The 18,409-nt window shown below is 44.9% G+C and carries 16 protein-coding genes; 6 read left to right on the forward strand and 10 right to left on the reverse strand.

Translation table 11 applies throughout. The annotated features are described in order from the left end of the window. Positions 1-55 precede the first annotated feature (55 nt). Both gltX and ACN0W5_RS12105 read right to left on the reverse strand, forming a co-directional pair. Positions 56-1,387 carry a glutamate--tRNA ligase gene (gene gltX, locus ACN0W5_RS12100; protein WP_417454345.1) on the reverse strand — a complete coding sequence of 444 codons (1,332 nt, stop codon included), beginning with the start codon at positions 1,385-1,387 and terminating at the stop codon, positions 56-58. 20 nt (positions 1,388-1,407) lie between these two features. After that, positions 1,408-3,123, reverse strand: coding sequence for an NAD+ synthase (locus ACN0W5_RS12105; RefSeq protein WP_417454346.1), 1,716 nt, complete (start codon positions 3,121-3,123; stop codon positions 1,408-1,410). A gap of 250 nt (positions 3,124-3,373) precedes the next feature. On the opposite strand from ACN0W5_RS12105, the gene ACN0W5_RS12110 reads away from it, so the two are divergent. Continuing rightward, positions 3,374-4,153 carry an SDR family oxidoreductase gene (locus tag ACN0W5_RS12110; protein ID WP_417454347.1) on the forward strand — a complete coding sequence of 260 codons (780 nt, stop codon included), beginning with the start codon at positions 3,374-3,376 and terminating at the stop codon, positions 4,151-4,153. A gap of 99 nt (positions 4,154-4,252) precedes the next feature. On the opposite strand, the gene ACN0W5_RS12115 is transcribed toward ACN0W5_RS12110, so the two are convergent. The 3 genes from ACN0W5_RS12115 to ACN0W5_RS12125 are packed head-to-tail and all read right to left on the reverse strand — an operon-like array spanning position 4,253 to position 7,304. Further along, a complete protein-coding gene (locus ACN0W5_RS12115) occupies positions 4,253-4,696 on the reverse strand; it encodes a SufE family protein (protein WP_417454348.1) in 444 nt (147 codons plus the stop codon). A gap of 10 nt (positions 4,697-4,706) precedes the next feature. After that, the gene (locus ACN0W5_RS12120) at positions 4,707-5,891 is read right to left on the reverse strand and encodes a nicotinate phosphoribosyltransferase (RefSeq protein WP_417430367.1); all 1,185 of its coding nucleotides are present in this window, start codon (positions 5,889-5,891) and stop codon (positions 4,707-4,709) included. Between the two features lie 27 nt (positions 5,892-5,918). Beyond that, positions 5,919-7,304: a class II 3-deoxy-7-phosphoheptulonate synthase gene (locus ACN0W5_RS12125; RefSeq protein ID WP_417454349.1), complete on the reverse strand. Its 1,386-nt coding sequence runs from the start codon at positions 7,302-7,304 to the stop codon at positions 5,919-5,921. Between the two features lie 414 nt (positions 7,305-7,718). Between ACN0W5_RS12125 and ACN0W5_RS12130 the strand changes: the two genes are divergently transcribed. Then, positions 7,719-8,513 (forward strand): aspartyl/asparaginyl beta-hydroxylase domain-containing protein, encoded by a 795-nt coding sequence (locus ACN0W5_RS12130; RefSeq protein ID WP_417454350.1) that lies wholly within the window; start codon positions 7,719-7,721, stop codon positions 8,511-8,513. Between the two features lie 93 nt (positions 8,514-8,606). Here ACN0W5_RS12130 and gor read toward each other — a convergent pair whose 3' ends face one another. Continuing rightward, positions 8,607-9,983: a glutathione-disulfide reductase gene (gor, locus tag ACN0W5_RS12135; RefSeq protein WP_417454351.1), complete on the reverse strand. Its 1,377-nt coding sequence runs from the start codon at positions 9,981-9,983 to the stop codon at positions 8,607-8,609. Positions 9,984-10,239: 256 nt separating this feature from the next. Between gor and ACN0W5_RS12140 the strand changes: the two genes are divergently transcribed. Next, positions 10,240-10,602, forward strand: a complete 363-nt coding sequence (locus tag ACN0W5_RS12140) for a hypothetical protein (protein ID WP_417454352.1) — start codon at positions 10,240-10,242, stop codon at positions 10,600-10,602. A gap of 60 nt (positions 10,603-10,662) precedes the next feature. Here the strand turns inward: ACN0W5_RS12140 and ACN0W5_RS12145 are convergent, their stop codons facing one another. The 3 genes from ACN0W5_RS12145 to ACN0W5_RS12155 form a co-directional block, all read right to left on the reverse strand. After that, complete coding sequence (locus ACN0W5_RS12145) at positions 10,663-11,658, reverse strand: NADP-dependent oxidoreductase (protein WP_417454353.1); 996 nt, start codon at positions 11,656-11,658, stop codon at positions 10,663-10,665. Between the two features lie 180 nt (positions 11,659-11,838). Next, positions 11,839-12,435, reverse strand: a complete 597-nt coding sequence (locus ACN0W5_RS12150; protein ID WP_417454354.1) for a YceI family protein — start codon at positions 12,433-12,435, stop codon at positions 11,839-11,841. An 82-nt stretch (positions 12,436-12,517) separates the two neighbouring features. Further along, entirely contained in the window at positions 12,518-13,978 is a 1,461-nt protein-coding gene (locus ACN0W5_RS12155; RefSeq protein ID WP_417454355.1) for an NAD-dependent succinate-semialdehyde dehydrogenase, read from the reverse strand. 405 nt (positions 13,979-14,383) lie between these two features. Between ACN0W5_RS12155 and ACN0W5_RS12160 the strand changes: the two genes are divergently transcribed. Beyond that, positions 14,384-15,433 (forward strand): porin, encoded by a 1,050-nt coding sequence (locus ACN0W5_RS12160; protein WP_417454356.1) that lies wholly within the window; start codon positions 14,384-14,386, stop codon positions 15,431-15,433. Between the two features lie 241 nt (positions 15,434-15,674). Further along, the gene (locus ACN0W5_RS12165; RefSeq protein WP_417454357.1) at positions 15,675-16,283 is read left to right on the forward strand and encodes a helix-turn-helix transcriptional regulator; all 609 of its coding nucleotides are present in this window, start codon (positions 15,675-15,677) and stop codon (positions 16,281-16,283) included. A gap of 55 nt (positions 16,284-16,338) precedes the next feature. On the opposite strand, the gene ACN0W5_RS12170 is transcribed toward ACN0W5_RS12165, so the two are convergent. Beyond that, positions 16,339-17,247 carry a LysR family transcriptional regulator gene (locus tag ACN0W5_RS12170; RefSeq protein WP_417454358.1) on the reverse strand — a complete coding sequence of 303 codons (909 nt, stop codon included), beginning with the start codon at positions 17,245-17,247 and terminating at the stop codon, positions 16,339-16,341. A 312-nt stretch (positions 17,248-17,559) separates the two neighbouring features. Here ACN0W5_RS12170 and ACN0W5_RS12175 point away from each other — a divergent pair, with 312 nt between their 5' ends. Continuing rightward, positions 17,560-18,342, forward strand: coding sequence for a DeoR/GlpR family DNA-binding transcription regulator (locus ACN0W5_RS12175; protein WP_417454359.1), 783 nt, complete (start codon positions 17,560-17,562; stop codon positions 18,340-18,342). Positions 18,343-18,409 lie beyond the last annotated feature (67 nt).

An 18,409-nucleotide genomic window follows, 5' to 3' on the forward strand; every position in this document is an offset into this window, starting at 1 on the left:
ACGCCAATAATTTAAATTTAGAACAAACATAGCAACAACTAAGCTTGTAGCTTTATTAAGCAGTTTGGCCTTTGAGACGTGCTTCAGCACGTTCCCGACCAATAACAGGCAAAAGCTGAGCCAATTCTGGGCCGTGTTGCTGACCAGTCAGAGCTTTACGAAGCGGCATGAAAAGCTGTTTACCCTTACGACCAGTTTCGTCTTTCAAAACAGTAGTCAAAGCTTTCCATGTCCCCTGATCCCAATCTCCTTCTGGTAGCTTTGCTGCTGCCAGAGCTAGGAATTCAGCATCTTCGTCTGCAATATCCGGCGTTACCGCGCCCCGACAGATATCAAACCAGGATTGCGTATCGGACAATTTTTCCAGATTTGGACGCACAACTTCCCAAAGTTCTTCATCAAAACCATCCTGTAAGCGGGATTTGATCGATGCAAAATCTGCATCGTGTAAAACTTTAGCATTCAAATGGTCAAGTTCAACAGGATCAAAACGCGGTGTCGCACGACCAAAGCGTGCAATATCAAACAGCTCGGTCAAAGCCTCTGGTGTCTGTCGTACTTCAATCGGGTCTGGTGTCCCAAGACGCGCCAAGTAGCTATTCAAGGCCATTGGCTCCAGCCCCTCTTCTTCACGAAGAGACCCAAGACTTAAACTACCAAGGCGTTTTGACAGACCAGAACCGTCAGCACCAACCATCAGCGAGATATGTGCAAATTCAGGAACCTTACCACCAAGAGCTTCGAACAACTGAACCTGTACCGCTGTGTTGGACACATGGTCTTCACCACGCAACACATGTGTCACGTCCAGTTCAATATCATCAACACAGGATGTCAGCGTATACAAGGGACGGCCGTCTTCTCTGATAAGCACAGGATCAGTTAGGTGTTGACCTTCAAAATGCACGTCACCGCGCACAAGATCAGTCCAGTCGATGTCCTTGTGCTCTAGCTTGAAACGCCAATGAGCCTGACGCCCTTCAGCTTCGTACTTGGCAATATCTTCAGGCGTCAACTTCAGAGCTTCACGATCATAGATCGGTGGGCGACCTGCCTGTAAGGCAATTTTCCGCTTTAGACCAAGTTCATCAGAGGTTTCATAACAAGGGTAAAGACGACCATCTGCTTTCAGCTTTTCAGCTGCCAGTTCATACCGATCCATACGGTGCGACTGAACTGCAAATTCATCCCACTCTAGGCCGAGCCATTTCAGATCTGTTTGAATAGACTGCGCATATTCTTCCGTCGACCGTTCAGTGTCTGTGTCATCCAGACGAAGCAAGAAGCTTCCACCTGCTTTTTTGGCCATAAGCCAGTTTAATACCGCAATACGGGCGTTTCCGGCATGTAAGCGACCCGTTGGGCTAGGAGCAAAGCGTACTTTCATGAACTCGTCTTTATCTCTAATTATCTGTTTGTAAGACCACGAAATGCATTCGTGATCGGATAGCGTCTATCACGGGCAAGGTCGCGAATTGTTACGCGAACACCCGGCGCGGATTGACGCCGTTTATATTCTGCAAGGTCTAACATACGCCAGACCCGACGAACAGTGCTCTCGTCATATCCCCGCGCAAGAATATCCACAAGGGGTAATTCCTCTTCGATAAGGCATTCCAGAATACCATCCAGAACATCATACTCCGGCAAACTATCCTGATCCGTTTGATCTGGTTTTAATTCGGCAGAAGGTGGTTTGGTGATAATTCTATCCGGCATCACCGCACCATCTGGCCCAAGAACATCAGCTGGTTTGTTATCATTTCGCCAGCGAGAAAGGGCAAATACCTTGGTTTTATATACATCTTTCAAGGCGTTATAACCGCCACACATATCACCATAAAGCGTTGCGTAGCCAACCGACATTTCAGATTTATTACCCGTAGACAGCACCATATAGCCCAACTTGTTGGAAATAGCCATCAGTGTTAAGCCACGCGATCTCGCCTGAATATTTTCTTCTGTTGTATCTGCTTCGGTACCTACCATGACTGGAGCCAACATTTCTTCGAATGCCTTCATGGCCGGACCAATTGAAATAGAATCGTATTTCACACCTAACAGTTCAGTGGCAAGCTTTGCGTCCTCTAAGCTTTCTTGGGATGTATAGGGCGAGGGCATCATCACACAACACACGCGTTCTGGACCAATCGCATCCACTGCAATTGCGGCAGAAAGCGCGGAATCAATTCCCCCTGACATGCCAATGACAATACCGGGGAAACGGTTTTTCCGGATATAATCACGGACACCAATCACCAAGGCACGATAAATGGCTGCAAGTTCTTCTTCGGGTGCGACGGTCTGTGCTGGCTGACACTCCCATTCACCATCCGTATTCTTCAGCCACTCTGTCACCATCAAGTACTCATCGAACATTGGGGCCTGCGCCTGGAGACTGCAATCAGCGTTAAGAACAAAAGAGCCACCGTCAAATACGATGTCATCTTGACCGCCAACCATATTCAGATAGGCCAGTGGCAATTCACATTCCTTGATACGTTCAATGGCCAAAAGCTGACGTATATCTGTTTTCCCCGCATTAAACTGTGATCCATTGACCCCGATCAACATTTCCGCGCCGGCTTCAGCAAGCGTTTCGCAAACATCGGCATCCCACATATCTTCGCAGATAAAGACACCTATGCGGACGCCACGGAAAGAAAACGGCCCTGTCAAAGCACCTTGTTTGAAAACACGTTTTTCATCAAAAACACTATAATCACAGAGAAAATGCTTCCCCTTCCATCCGACAAGGTTGCCGCCATCCAGCAGAACAGCAGCATTGTAGATTTCTGACCCAGTTGTCGTGAAGGCTTTTTTGAAGGGGTTTTCCTGTAGCTTTACATCGGGCATCGGCGCCCCGACAAGTATTCCCGGGCCACCATCAGAAGTATCAGCCATAAGGCTCCGCAGTTCGGCCTGTGCTTCCAGCAAGAGTTCTGGCTTGAGGACCAGATCTTCTGGCGGATAGCCCACCAAGCTTAATTCCGGCGTAACCAGTAAGTCCGCCCCGGCATCAGCAGCTTTCTTACGGGCAGCACGAATAAGATCAGCGTTCCCACGGATATCGCCAACTGTCGGGTTCATTTGCGCAAAGGCTATAATCAGTTTTTTGCTCATGTCAGCTTATTACCTCTATACAGGTACGGCGGCAAGGATAAGAGGCAGTACTTACCCTAGAAATCTACATATACTCATATTGAGTATATGTAGATTTCCTTCTACAAAAAAACAAGTGTAATTTAATATGGAGAAAATAATGTACGCACGGTCAATCATTAGAACTTGCAGGATGGTCCGAGAAGCACAAAATTGATGGCAAGAAATTCGCCCATGAATTCCTATCTTTTATAAATCAGGGAAATACAGAATGGATCTAGGTATCGCAGGCCGCAAAGCCATTATCTGCGCATCTTCCAAAGGGCTTGGGAAAGCCTGTGCCATGGAACTCGCAAACGAAGGTGTTGAAGTCGTCATTAACGGAAGAACACCAGAGTCGCTGGAAACAACAGCTGAAGAAATTCGCAAAGCGACAGGAACAGTAGTAACAGCTGTTGCCTGTGATGTCACAACTGCCGAAGGGCGTGCTCTCTTACTTGCCGCATGTCCTGATCCTGATATTTTGGTGAACAATGCCGGTGGCCCACCACCAGGTAACTTCCGCGATTGGGAAGGTGATGAGTGGCACAAAGCTCTGGAAGCCAATATGATCACTCCTATTTTGCTTACCAAAGCAGTTATAGACGGGATGATCGAGCGAAAATTCGGACGCGTCGTGAACATCACTTCTGGCGCCGTAAAAGCACCAATTTCAATACTTGGGCTATCCAACGGTGCACGATCTGGCCTAACCGGTTTTGTGGCGGGTCTTGCCCGGGAAGTCGCCGCAAATAATGTCACAGTTAACAATTTACTACCTGGACCGTTTGAAACAGATCGTCTAACCGCAACACTGGAAGGTGCTGCGAAAAAAAATGGCACAAGTCTCGAGGAAGAATGGGCCAGACGTCAGTCATCGAACCCAAGCAAGCGCTTTGGTAAACCTGATGAATTCGGCGCTGCATGTGCATTCCTGTGCAGCACACGTGCAGGCTTTATTACCGGACAGAACTGGCTTCTCGATGGCGGTTCTTATCCCGGAACTTTCTAGTCCGACCCAATACACCGTCATATAAAGTCATAAAAAAGCTCGCAGAAATCTTCTGCGAGCTTTTATGCTTTTGAAGATATTTACAAGCCACAACTAATCTCAGCAATAGCTTTCGGCAGTAGCCTGAATACGCTTTACCATGGCATGCAGACCATTGGCACGGTTTGGGCTAAGATGCTGAGAGAATTCAAGTCGAGCAAGAATATCATCAATATCAATCGCCTTGATTTCCTGGGCAGTCTTATTTGAAAAGATCATCAGAAGAACAGCAACAAGCCCGCGGACAATATGGGCATCACTATCGGCAATAAAGCTCAAACGCGGCGGCGTGCTTTCATCCACATTACACACAAGCCACACTTGACTGGTACACCCTTGAACACGGGACGATTCTGTCTTGAGAGCATCGTCCATAGCCGGAAGCTTTCGCCCCATCTCGATGATATAACGATATCGTTCTTCCCAATCATCTAGGAATTCAAAGCTATCGATAAGATCTTCAATAGATGTATCTGTTAATACGTCTGTGACTGTTTCAGTCATTGTTACTTATTTACTTTCTAATCAGGAACTCTCGTCCCACCTTCACACGGGGAACGTTGTCATATTCTACAATATCAGCCGTCGCATAGGTTTCAGACCAACGATTAGGCAGGTAACTTCCTGTACCAACGACATTAAGCGGTGCTTCCGCCTCGGCCATTAAGCGACACTTTGCCGGACTAAAACCGGATGAAGCAACAATTTTGACTTTGGAAAAACCTTCTTTATCCAAGGCTTCGCGCATCGTCCAAATCGCTGCGGCAGATACACCAGGCCCTACTAAATAACGAAGTTCTTCTTCGTTACGATAGCCACGGATTGCCCGCGGCACATTACGTTCTAACACCGCATAAGAACTCGGTGGATCAAGTGTCTCAACAAATCGGCTTCCCGCCGTATCCAAACGCACAGACAACAGACCTTCAGCTGCACGCTTTGGAAAGCGGCGACATACCGTCAGTGCATCTGTGATCTCACGGGCAAAATAGTCGACCAGCACAGTCATGGGATCACCCGGAAAGGTCTCATCAAACATTTCCGCAGCTTTCAGTGTCGACCCTGCATAGCCAATCAAAGCATGCGGCATCGTACCCATGCCGCTATCTTGTCCAAAGAAGTGCGCTGTTGCATCCGTCGCATTACCAATGAAACCAATTGCCCCGTTTTTACGCTTGGCCCGATCCGCCCCGACAGAAGCAGCATAGGCCATAATTTCGGCCATATCGGTTCCGGCGCAATGACGGGCATCCATCGCCAGAAAAGCAACGGAATGGAGATCGGAACACATCGTAAAGGCATTGTATGCAGCCACACAGGCAGGCCCAAGACGCTGTAGCAGCAAGGTCTCAAGATCAACCAGATGTACCAGAGATCCGGTCAGGTACATTATAGGTTCACCCGCACCGACCCAGCGTCCTTCGGCGTAACGAAGATCTATTTCAAGATCAAAGTTACGTTTTTCTGCCATCTCTTCCAGCCACTTGATAACAAGACCCGGCGCGGACACGACAGGACGCCGCATAAAGATGGCATAGGTCACCTTTTGATCACCAAACTTTTCAACAACCTTTTTACTTCGATTGAAATAATGGTCTGTCCAAGCCGTGATGTCTTTATCTTCAACAGGCCAGAGGGAGGATCGCTCCTCCCTCTGGTGTTTGTTCTGTTGACGTTTTTCGTGTGTACTGTCAGGCATAAAGCTTACCCGTTAATCGTCAGAACCTTAAGACGCCTGTGCAACAGGTGAAGAGGAACGGTTTTCACGCTCGTCTTTCAACTGTTCCGCAATCAAGAAGGCCAATTCCAAGGATTGACTGGCATTCAAACGCGGATCACAGTAGGTGTGATAACGTGCGGAAAGATCTTCATCTTTAATCGCCTGCGCCCCACCAATACACTCCGTCACATCTTTACCGGTCATTTCAAAGTGAACACCACCTGCATAGGTGCCTTCAGCTTTATGAACAGCAAAGAAGTTACGAACCTCTGCCAGAACACGATCAAACGGACGTGTTTTGTATCCGCTAGAAGACTTGATGGTATTGCCGTGCATAGGATCACATGACCAAACCACTTTCTTGCCTTCGCGCTCAACGGCACGGATCAGCGCGGGTAAGTGTTCTTCAACTTTGTCATGGCCCATTCGAACGATCAGGGTCAAACGACCCGCATCATTGTTCGGGTTCAAGCGATCAATAAGTTTCAGCAGATCATCCGGATTGGATGTTGGACCGCACTTCATACCGATCGGGTTATGGATACCACGCATAAATTCGACATGTGCTTCATCAAGATGTCTTGTACGATCACCTATCCACAGCATATGTGCGGAACAGTCGTACCAATCACCAGTCAGACTATCTACGCGGGTCAGGGATTCTTCATAATTAAGAAGAAGGGCTTCATGGCTGGTGTAGAAATCAGTTTCGCTCAACTGCGGAACCTTGTCTTCGGTCAAACCACAGGCTTCCATAAAACCAATGGCTTCATCAATACGCTGGGCCAATGCTTCATAGCGATCTGACTGTGCTGAATTACGAACGAAGTCATGATTCCAGTCATGAACCTTACGAAGATTGGCATAACCACCCTGTGCAAAAGCCCGTAACAGGTTCAACGTCGACGCTGATTGATGGTAAGCCTTCACCAAACGTTCCGGATCAGGAATGCGTTCTTCAGGGGTAAAACCGATACCGTTAATGATATCACCACGATAGCTTGGAAGTTCCACACCATCGATAGTTTCGGTGCCAGCTGAACGCGGCTTGGCGAATTGTCCCGCCATACGGCCAACTTTGACAACAGGACAAGCTGCCCCAAAGGTCAAAGCCACAGCCATTTGTAGCATTACTTTAAAAGTATCGCGGATATTATCGGGATGGAACTCGGCAAATGCCTCTGCACAATCGCCGCCCTGTAACAGGAAGGCGCGGCCTTCGGCCACTTCACCAAGTTGCTTACGTAGTCTGCGTGCCTCGCCTGCAAAAACCAGTGGCGGTTGGCCCGCCAAGGTTTTTTCCACGGAATCTACAACAGCAGAATCCGGGTATTCGGGCACTTGCCGAATATCCTTGGCGCGCCAGGAATTAGGTGTCCATTTCGCGCTCATTTACAATACCTCTAAATTACACAATATAATTTCACGTTTGACAGTTTTAATCGTCTTTTCTGTCCTTTACCAGCACAAAGCCTTACTTATCTTATATATTCATCAAAAATACATATCTCAAGCATATCCGCAGTACGGAAGATACTCTTGATATAGGCATCTAGAATTCAGATTTCACCAGAATTTCATTTGCGGCAAAGCCTATTCATGATTAATTGATAAGGATTCGCATTTATAGCTACGGTCATTTGCAACAGTACAGGCATTTGAAACAGTCATGCCGGCAGGCTATAAACGCGGAAGAAGTATTTGCCGGATTATAAATCACACCGCGACGACAACTACCTGGGCCATTACACTCAGCTCGAGATATTATACTCAGATAGTAAGCGGACAGAAGCTAAAGGTCATTAAATGCGCAAGAAACAGATCAGCAGACTATTACGCGTAATCATTCCGCTGGCGATCCTCCTCTATTTTATTCCCCTCTTGACCATTGCCTTTATCATCATGGGACTTCTGGACGTCGGGCGTCACCACCAGGTTACGGCAGATCTGGCAAAGAAATACTTTACCGGGAACGGCATGCTGACCTGGGCCTTGTCGCCGATTAATCTGTTCCTTGATCTGATTTCTGATCGGAACAGATATGTATACAAACTGAATGATTTTCCCGAAGGACATCGCAACGAGATCGCCAGTGTCCTGAAAGAATTTGACGATAATAAAGAAAAAATCATCAGCGACATTCGCGCCCAGCTAGGCGGTGAGAGTCGTGGGATGCTATTCTACAAATGGTATGGCAAAAACACCAATGACGCAGTTCCTGCCTTTAACAAGGAATTTACTTATATCAAGACCATCGGCGTATCCGTTTTTAATAAAAAGAAGTCCACGTCCCTGCACTTTGGCCCCTTACGCCTGACGCTACGTGTTCTTTATAACCTGACACCAATTAAAAGTGATAATATCTATATTGAGGTCGATGGCAAAAAACACTACTGGCATGACGATCCGCTTTTTATTTTTGATGACACGATCCAACATCAATCCATCAATGAAGAAGATCACGAACGCTATTGTGTCTTCGTTGACGTTCTACGTCCATCAGCCTTCACAGGATTACAAAACGTCTTTATGCAAATCATGCAGACTGTGTTCATTAAATTTAATGGCATCTTCTACAAAAACTGGACTTTCCTTAAATAATTTAAAGTTTGAAAGCCATATTCTATGCACAAACAAAGGGCTGCACGAATTTCGTGCAGCCCTTTGTAATTAAAAACAATAAATGTAAGTTCGTTATTTTTTCACAGGCTCACGCATTGTGACAAACTCTTCCGCAGCTGTCGGATGTATTCCCACTGTTGCGTCAAACATATCTTTGGTCGCACCCGCTTTAATGGCAACAGCAAAGCCCTGAACGATTTCAGGTGAATCAGTACCGACCATATGAAGCCCAACAACTTTCTTGCCGTGTTTTTCAACAATCAGCTTCATCAAAGCCCTTTCATCACGCCCAGATAAGGTGTGCTTCATGGGTCGGAAAGAAGATTGGTATACGTCAACATCATTATAACGATCCAACGCCTGTTCTTCACTTAAGCCAACCGTACAAACCGGGGGGTGACTGAAGACAGCCGTTGCAACATTATGATGATCCATCGCGCGGGGTTTGCCTTTAAAGGCAGTATCAACAAAGGCCATTGCTTCCTGAATAGCAACCGGTGTCAGATTGATCCGATCGGTCACATCTCCAACGGCATAGATATTCTTCGCCGTTGTCTGCGAGAATTCATCGACCTTGATTGCATCTTTGCTGTTCAGTTCAACGCCAGCCTTTTCAAGGCCAAGTCCTTCGACATTCGGCTTACGCCCTGTCGCCGCGAAAACAGCGTCTACTTCGACCTTGCGACCATCAGAATAGGTAACTTCCAGCCCATTATCCGTTTTCTCGATATTTTCAATCGTCAGATTAAGCTCAAGCGCGATACCCTTTTTAGCCATTTCAGCGCCTAGGAATTCGCGAACATCACGGTCAAATCCACGCAAGAGTGCATCACCGCGATAAACTTGTGTTACGTCGGCGCCAAGACCGTTGAAAATCCCTGCAAACTCGACCGCAATATAACCACCACCATAGACGATCACGCGCTTGGGCAGCTCATCCAGATGAAAAGCTTCGTTAGAGCTAATCGCATGCTCCCAGCCTTTTCCTTCGGGGAAGACAACATGACCGCCAGGGGCCAACAAGATCTTATTGGCTGTAAAGGTCTGATCGCCAACACGTACAGTATGCCTGTCTTCAAGAACAGCACGCCCGTCATACCTTGTTACATTTGCATTTTTTAAAATGCCTTTATAAATATCTTCTAGGCGATCAATCTCTTTATCTTTATTGGCAATGAGTGTTTTCCAATCAAAAGAGCTATCACCAACGGACCAACCAAACCCGGCAGCATCTTCAAATTCTTCATGGAAATGGCTTGCATAGGAAAAGAGTTTTTTGGGGACACATCCGCGAATAACGCAGGTTCCGCCATAGCGGTATTCTTCTGCCAAAGCGACTTTAGCGCCCGTAGCCGCGGCCATTCGTGCACCACGAACACCACCGGACCCCCCACCGATTACAAACAGATCGTAATCATATTGAACATCATCATCGTGATAGGTCGGCATACAACAGGCTCCTGAAAGATAAAGCTATATTTTTGATATTAAATACTTAGGACAGACTAAGTGGAAATAAAAGTATCGAATTTAAAGATCGGATTATTATAATAGTCATTATAGGCACTGTAATCTCCCTCTTGGCTCTGATAAATCACTGTTTTTATTATACAGTTCGAAGTTCACAAGATCGTGACAAGGTAATATTTTTGAAGACACTATAAGTTTAAAGAAACACATTCTCTTCGGAAGAGTTAACCAGTACATGAGCCCTTACAAATACATCATCATTCTGATCACTCTCATCAATTTCCCAGCACTTGCATACAGCGAAGAAAGAAAACTTTCCGGTGAGGAGATCAGACAGTATCTCACAGACAAAAAGGTTGTTCATCGCCAGGATGTAAATAATGGTTTCTGGCAAACCTTCAATGCTTCAGGAATAACCCATTATCAGGCACAGGGTAGAAAAGCAGAACAGGGAAAATGGAGCGTGCAAGCTGATCAGTATTGCTCGCAATGGGGACCTTTTGACTGGACTTGTTATGATATGACGGTCCAAGGCAATCTCATAACCTGGATATCCAAAGAAGGAACGCTTTATAAAGGGCGGATAATTGATCAATAGAGAGACGATTATGTTAGGCAGTTCCTTCCTCCTTCCGCCTTCTCTCTATAACTATACGATCTATAGCTTTACGATGACCTTACCCTGATTAGCTCCGGTCAGAAGGCTTTCCAGCCCCTTAGGCGCAGAAGACAGCCCTTCAAATATCTCTTCGCTAAAATTTAATTTCCCTGTTTTGTAGAGGGGCAAGAGACCTGAAACAGCTTCGGAGAGACGATGCATATGATCAAAAATCAGAAAACCTTGCATTCTGGCACGTTTCACCAGCATGGTTCGCGACACCCGCGGGCCAGTTACTTGGTTCGGAGAAATGCCGATCACACCGCAAACAGTCATACGTGCCCCAATGTTGAACAGGCCCATAACAGCATCCGTAATAGGGCCGCTGACATTATCGAAATAGACATCGACACCATCAGGGCAAACCTTGGCAAGATCACCAGCCAAATCTGTCGCTGTTTTATAATTCAATACAGCATCATACCCAAATTCCTTGAGGCAACGCGCTGCTTTTTCATCACTACCCGTAATACCAATGGTTCGACAGCCCCTTGCTTTGGCAATCTGTCCAACCATAGATCCCACAGCGCCCGCCGCCGTCGAAACCACAACAGTCTCTCCCCTTTTGGGATCGCCAATTTCGGTTAATCCAAACCAGGCTGTTGCGCCCGTCATCCCCAGTACATGAAGGTTGATCGAAAGAGGGCCATCCTCAGAATTAACCTTGCGCTCAATATCCGTACCATCGCTTACCGCAAACTCTTGCCACCCAAACAGTCCGTAGACAAATTCTCCAACAGCATAATCAGGATGCTTGCTTTCGACCACTTCACCAACAGCAAAGCTTCGCATCACTGCGCAGATCTCGACAGCGGGAATATAGTTCGGCATATCCGTCACCCACCCGCGCATGGCGGGATCAACAGAGAGATAGTGGTTTTTGATTAGAAGTTGACCATCAGACAAAGGCGAAACTTGCCCTTCTTCCAACCGGAAAATGTCAGCCGAAATTGCTGGGCTTGGGCGTGTTGCCAACACAAGCTTATTATTCTTCATTAGATTGCCTTTGCTGCTCGATCATCGGATATTTTATTTGAACAACGCCTCTGTGGGCACACACCTGATAGATTTATCAACACCACTATAAATTTAGAGCACAGATATTAAACAAAAAAATGGCCTGCCACTGCAAATAACAGTAACAGACCATGAATAAAAATATAGGATTTATCTTATTTAATTAAGGCGTTCAAACACAAAGCGATAACTAACCGGTACCACAGTCGCAACCGAACTCAGATCCGCCAGGTCACGTAAAACCTCAACACCAGCTTCTAAATTGAAATCCTCGGCATCAAGCATCACAATAAAATCAGGCTGAACCATAATCCGTGTCGAGCTAAGGCGTGTCACAACAATAGAGCTTGTAATTTCACTGTTTGCACCCGCAATTGACACGTTGGTATCGACATCTTCCAAAACCATCATTTCCCCGGGTTTCAGAGCGGTTAAAGACGTAATATCCACATCCATCGTAAGTGTTGCTTGTGGCCACGAAGCTATTTTAAAGACATGTTCTTTTAAGCGTTCATCTCGAATATCAATGCCAGTCTGTACAGAACTCAGCTCAACTTGAATTTGTGCCTTACCTGCAGCGTTCACACTTCCCTTTAGATTAGAAAAATAATGGCTCTCTCCAACAGATGTTTTCTTGATAGAGCCAAAGCTTAATCGCGAACTGTCATTATCAAGTTGCCAATCATTAGCCATCGCTTTCAAAGGCAAGAACACAAGAGCCAAAGCAAATAGAAAATTGACTGTATTTTTTAACATTATAAAAACCTTAAATTTGTTTATCCCAATTATAAAACACGAAAGAGCAAACTTTATTCATTGGTAAAAGGATTTTTTTAAATTAGCCCTCTAACCCCATGTTAATATATTTAATTTCAAGATATTCCTGAATCCCGTATTGTCCTCCTTCACGACCAATTCCAGATTCCTTAATCCCGCCAAAAGGTGTTGCTTCGGAAGATAGTGTTCCTGAATTAGCTCCGATCATACCGAACTCCAAAGCTTCGGACACACGCCACACCCGACCAACATCACGGGAAAAGAAATAAGCCGCCAAGCCATAGCGTGTCGCATTCGCCAATTTAATGGCCTCGTCTTCTTTCTCAAAACAATAGAGCGGCGCAATCGGACCAAAGATCTCTTTGTGAAAAACCTGCATATTTTCAGTAACGCCCGTCAACACCGTTGGGGCATAAAATTGATCACCAAGGGACAACGACATTCCCCCGACTAGAGCTTCCGCCCCTTTGGACAAGGCATCACGGACCAGACCATCAACCTTATCAATCGCGCGGTCATCAATTAGCGGACCTAACTCTACGCCTTTCTCTTGACCAGCGCCGACTTTTATCTCCTTTACAGACTTTGCCAATTTCTCGGCAAAAGTATCATAGACACCTTTTTGGACCATGATCCGATTGGCACAAACACAGGTTTGACCTGCATTGCGAAACTTACTTGCCAGCAAGTGCTTTACCGCAAGATCAAGATTGGCATCGTCGAAAACAATAAAGGGGGCATTCCCGCCAAGTTCCATAGAAACCTGTTTTACCGTCAAAGCGCACTTTTCCATCAGAACCTTACCGACAACAGTTGATCCGGTAAAAGAAAGCTTACGAACCGCATGATGGGACGTCATTTCATCCCCAATTTCTCCAGCCTTGCCCGTCACAATATTAAAGACACCATCCGGTAATCCGGCTCTCTGGGCTAGGACAGCCAAAGCAAGAGCCGAATAGGGTGTCTGAGGTGCTGGCTTCACAACAACAGTACAACCTGCAGCCAAGGCAGGGGAACACTTACGCGCAATCATTTGCGCCGGAAAATTCCAGGGTGTTATTGCAGCAACAACGCCGATTGCCTGTCGGATTGTCAAAAGCTGTTGATCTTGTCGTCCAGCAGGAATTGTTTCGCCGTACACCCGCTTCGCTTCTTCTGCGAACCATTCAATATAACCGGCAGAGGATCTAATTTCTCCTCTTGCTTCGTCCAGTGGCTTTCCCTGTTCAGCCGTCATAATCTGAGCCAGATCCTCTTGGTGCTCTAACATCAGATCATGCCATCGCCGCAAAACAGAAGCGCGTTCTTTTGCTGTTGTTGCCTTCCAGCCAACAAGGGCCTCTTCCGCGCTTTCGATTGCTCTACGTGTTTCCCCTGCCCCCATCCAAGGCATTTGCCCCAATTCATTTCCTGTAGCCGGATCATATACAGGAACCGTTCTGCCAGAATCTGCATCAACCCATTTACCCCCAACAAAGGCCTGTTGTTGAAAAAGAGACTTATCTCGTAAAGAAAGAGACATTGTGGGTATCCTAAACAAATATAAGGTTGGCGACGCAGACAACTAGGCATCTAGAGAATTGAGTAGCTTGAACGCTAAACAAGCATAGATCACAGTTCAAGAGCCAATTATCTCGACCACCTGGGTTACGGAAAAACTATTAAATCCAAGCCCAACTCAACACAAAAACACCAAAGTATTGTAAATTTTACGTGGATGTAAGCTATTGATAATACTGAAATTAAAATAACGATATTACCTTAAACACAAATTCACATATTTATGGGCATAATTATTATTTTTTGAATTTCAATACCCCTGATGAGGTATTGCTGAAGCAGAAAGATCATTGCTAGATCTCGTAAGCAATTTAGAAAAATGCGCAATGTTCCTCAAAGTTCAGCTTTACTATGGAGATCTAAATAAATGAAAAAAATTTTCCTGGCGAGTACCGCGCTTGCTGCAGGTTTTTCCTATGCCGCATCTGCGTCTGCAGCAGATACGCAAATTGAATGGTCTGCTTATACAGATTTTAACGTTTCGTCGACAGGCGTTGATGGAGATGTCGCTGGTGGAGACACCAATAAAGGCCTTGATTTTAACACCAATTCTGAGATTCATTTAAATGCCTCTCAAACCAGTGATAATGGCCTAACCTATGGCCTTCACATTCAGTTAGAAGCAGATCAAAATAACACAAACAACACCGATGAAAACCATATCTTTATCGAAGGTGATTTCGGACGCGTTGAACTTGGCGATCAAGATTCAGCGGGTGATCGGATGATGGTTTCAGGCTCTTCAGTTGGATTCCAGTACGGCATGTTTGGTAACTATACTGGTGGATTGTCCGCACTTGAAAACGAAGGTAACCTAGGGCGTACCGCCGCAGATTTTAGTGATTCATCTGATTCGTCTAAAATCACATATTTCACCCCAACATTTAATGGCTTTAAAGCCGGGTTATCGTTTGCCCCTGACAGTGATTCAGGTCAATCCGTTAGCGGCGACGAAACTAGTTTTAACAACCATATTGATACTGGTCTGAATTATTCTGGCACATTCAATGACTTTACCATTGATGCTGCTCTTATAGGAGCCACCCACGAAGTCACCAGCCAAGGATCTTCTGACGACACTTATTATGCCGTAGGCGGTGGTTTGATGCTTGGTTACGCGGGCTTTAAAGCAGCCGTCGGCGTGTTACATGAAGACACCGAAAATACAAGTGAGATCAACACTGTTGATACAGGGTTATCATACGGTATTGGCGCGTGGAGCATGTCTGTGGGTGCTGCGTGGTCAGAGTTTGATCAAGATAACGGCGTCGAGAACGAAAGTATTGCCTATTCCGCTGGTGTTGGCTACGAAATCGCCCCAGGACTAACAACTTGGGCGGGCGCAACAATCGGGGACTATGAAGGCGGTGTCGAAGACTTCACCAACTTCCAAACAGGTATTTCTGTCGCCTTCTAAATCACCTATCAAACGCAATATCGAAAAGAGGTTCGCAACTTGCGGGCCTCTTTTTATTTTCGTCAAAAATTTTAAAAGCCATAAACACGACTATCAAAACCAGAAAGAAATTCTGATTTGGAAGATTTAAAAAAAATCATACATACAGCATGTCAGATAAAACCAGGAATAGCCTTCAAACCTTTAAAAGAGATATTCATCTGATTTCGAACGACTTCTTGTGCAAAACAGGTTTACCTTTATGTCTCCAACAAGCGACCTCACCTCTTTTTACATTCTTGGTGAACTCGACATGATCAAGAAATTCATTGCAGATGAAGTTGGCATTGCCTTCCCCGAAAGCAGAGTTTTCATCAACGATGGTGACGATATACGTCTTCCATACAATTATACGGAATTTCCGCACTGTATTTTGTATATATCTGCAACGCTTAGTAAAAATTGTTTATTAAGAATTGCATCAATCAAACAGAATACTTCTGCAAAAATAATTCTCATAACCGATGAAAAAACTGGCCCAGCCCACATTTTGAATACCATAGAAGTAGAAGCCATCTACTCCATAAACAAGCCAATTGACGGGTTATTCAATTTAATCAATCAAGCATTTACTACGGATGCTTCTCATAGAGATAACCTACTTTATTCAGACAGAGATTTATTTTCAGAAATACAGTTAACAACGACAGAAATTCAAATCTTAACTCTCCTGAAAACAGGCATGAGTAATAAAGAAATTGCGAACATAACCAAAAAATCAGAAGGCACCGTTAAAGTGCAATTAAAATCAATATATAAAAAACTAAATATTCACAGCAGAACAGAAGCCATGAATCTCTTCATCACTTAGTTTACAACCATTAAGCACAAACAAAAAATGCCCGCGTAAGCAAGAAGTGGTCAGGTCAGACCATCTCTGATCTTTCAATAAGGAAATCATAAAATTCATCTTGAAGAAGATTTTGCGTCCTCGTTCTACGACGAGCAACCTCAATATTAATCGTGATCGGTTTAGATTCTGGGAATACAGGTACGACAGCATGATCTTCTGATTTTGATTGCCCACCAAAATCATCATAGAAACCTATTCCAGCTCCTTTTTTTATCAAACTGCGCAAAGCCTCAGCATCCTTTACCGTTATAAGCTTAGTGATATTATCAACCTGTTTAAGGAGTTGGTTTTGCTGGTTGATTTTAAGCCAATATTTATAATCAGAAAGGAGGTTAGAGCTTGCAATAACCTCTAGGTCAAAAATATTTTCATACGTAAGTGTCGATGAAACGGTCGACAAATACTCACGTGATGCGACAAGGTGGCGTTGAAAACTATAAAAAGGCTGCGTTTCAAAGAAGTTAGGCTTTTTTAGAGTTGTAACCAGTCCAAGATCGATATCATTTCCCAAAAGCCCGGCTTCGAGAGCATCATGGTCGAGCTCAATAATATCTAAACGAACTCTCGGGTGTTCCCTCTTAAATGCATGCACAATTTCAGGAACAAAAGAAGCGGTAAGCTCGAAGTAAACTCCTAAGCGAATTGTCCCATCCAGGTTTTGTCGATTATTACGAAGGCAGGCCACAACTCCATCAATTTCATCAATACGCTCACGTGCGTATTCGAACAGACATGTGCCTTCTTTAGTCAAATAGATCTTTGAATTTTTACGTTCAAAAAGTACTAATTCTGTTTCCTCTTCAACATCCTTAAGCTGAGCACTTATAGCAGGTTGCGTTCTATAAAGGCGTGCCGCCGCCTTTGTAATTGAACCTTCATCCGCCACCACAGTAAAAGTACGAAGCTTATTCAAATCAATCATAGCCCAAAATTACTCGATAAATAATTACGCTAAAAAAAGAGGATAAAACGATACGGGTATGAGTGATAAAGTTTGTTAAACTTCAGCATATTCCCTGTCGAAGATATAAGCACTAAGACACTGATTTCAATAGTTCTGAGAGGCTATTAAGGAATAAAAAAACTGCTAATAGATATAGCCTTTCGATCAAAGGCATCAGAAACAAGGTATAAAACTTAAACTTACAAACACATAAATGTAAGAAAGTTTACATTATTAACGTATATAATTATATTTCAATTAATAAGCCCTTATCCAATACAGGTAATTTCCGTGATTGATCAAAAGCGCATAGGTATCAACAATCGTCAGGACCAAATCATCGACCTTGTTCGTGAGCGTGGATTTGCGTCCTTGGAAATGCTCGCCGAAAAATTTCGAGTTTCTCAGCAGACTATTCGCCGTGACATCATCTATTTAAGCGAAAAAAACCTGCTCCAGCGTCATTTTGGCGGCGCAGGATTACCTGCAGGAATAGATGGCCTAGCTTATCCCAACCGTAAAGTCAGAAACGCACAGGAAAAAGCAGCAATTGGTCGAGAAATTGCGAAGCAGATCCCGAATGGGTCTTCGCTTTTCATTGATATTGGCACTACCATGGAAGCCGTTGCTGAAGCACTAGTTTATCACGAAGGCCTCAGAATACTTACAAATCACATTGGTGTTGTTTCAATACTTTGCGAAAAAACGGACTTCGAAATTATCTTACCAGGGGGACTTGTTCGCAATAAAGACCGCGCCATAGCGGGGGAAACGACAACCGACTTCCTTAAAAGCTTTAGAGTTGGGTATGGTATTTTCGGCATTGGCACCATCACAAACGACGGACAGCTTTTGGATTACGACTATCGTGACGCACAGGCATCCAGAGCTGCCTTAGCCATTTCACGCCATAAATTTGCCGCTGCTGATCATTCGAAATTTAACGCAGATGCCATGATGCCATTTGCCAATGCCGCAGAGGTTGATGGTATTTTTACAGACACACTCCCGCCAAAACCAATCGTTGAAGCACTAGATAAAGCAGGAACAAAACTTTTTGTCGCCGCCAAATAACCTGTGCCCTAGTTAACCAAGTTTTATCACAACGGGATTTGGCTTTCACACCCCTAATGTAAGAATA

Origin of the sequence: Kiloniella sp., assembly GCF_048270245.1 — a bacterium.
Lineage (GTDB): Bacteria > Pseudomonadota > Alphaproteobacteria > Kiloniellales > Kiloniellaceae > Kiloniella.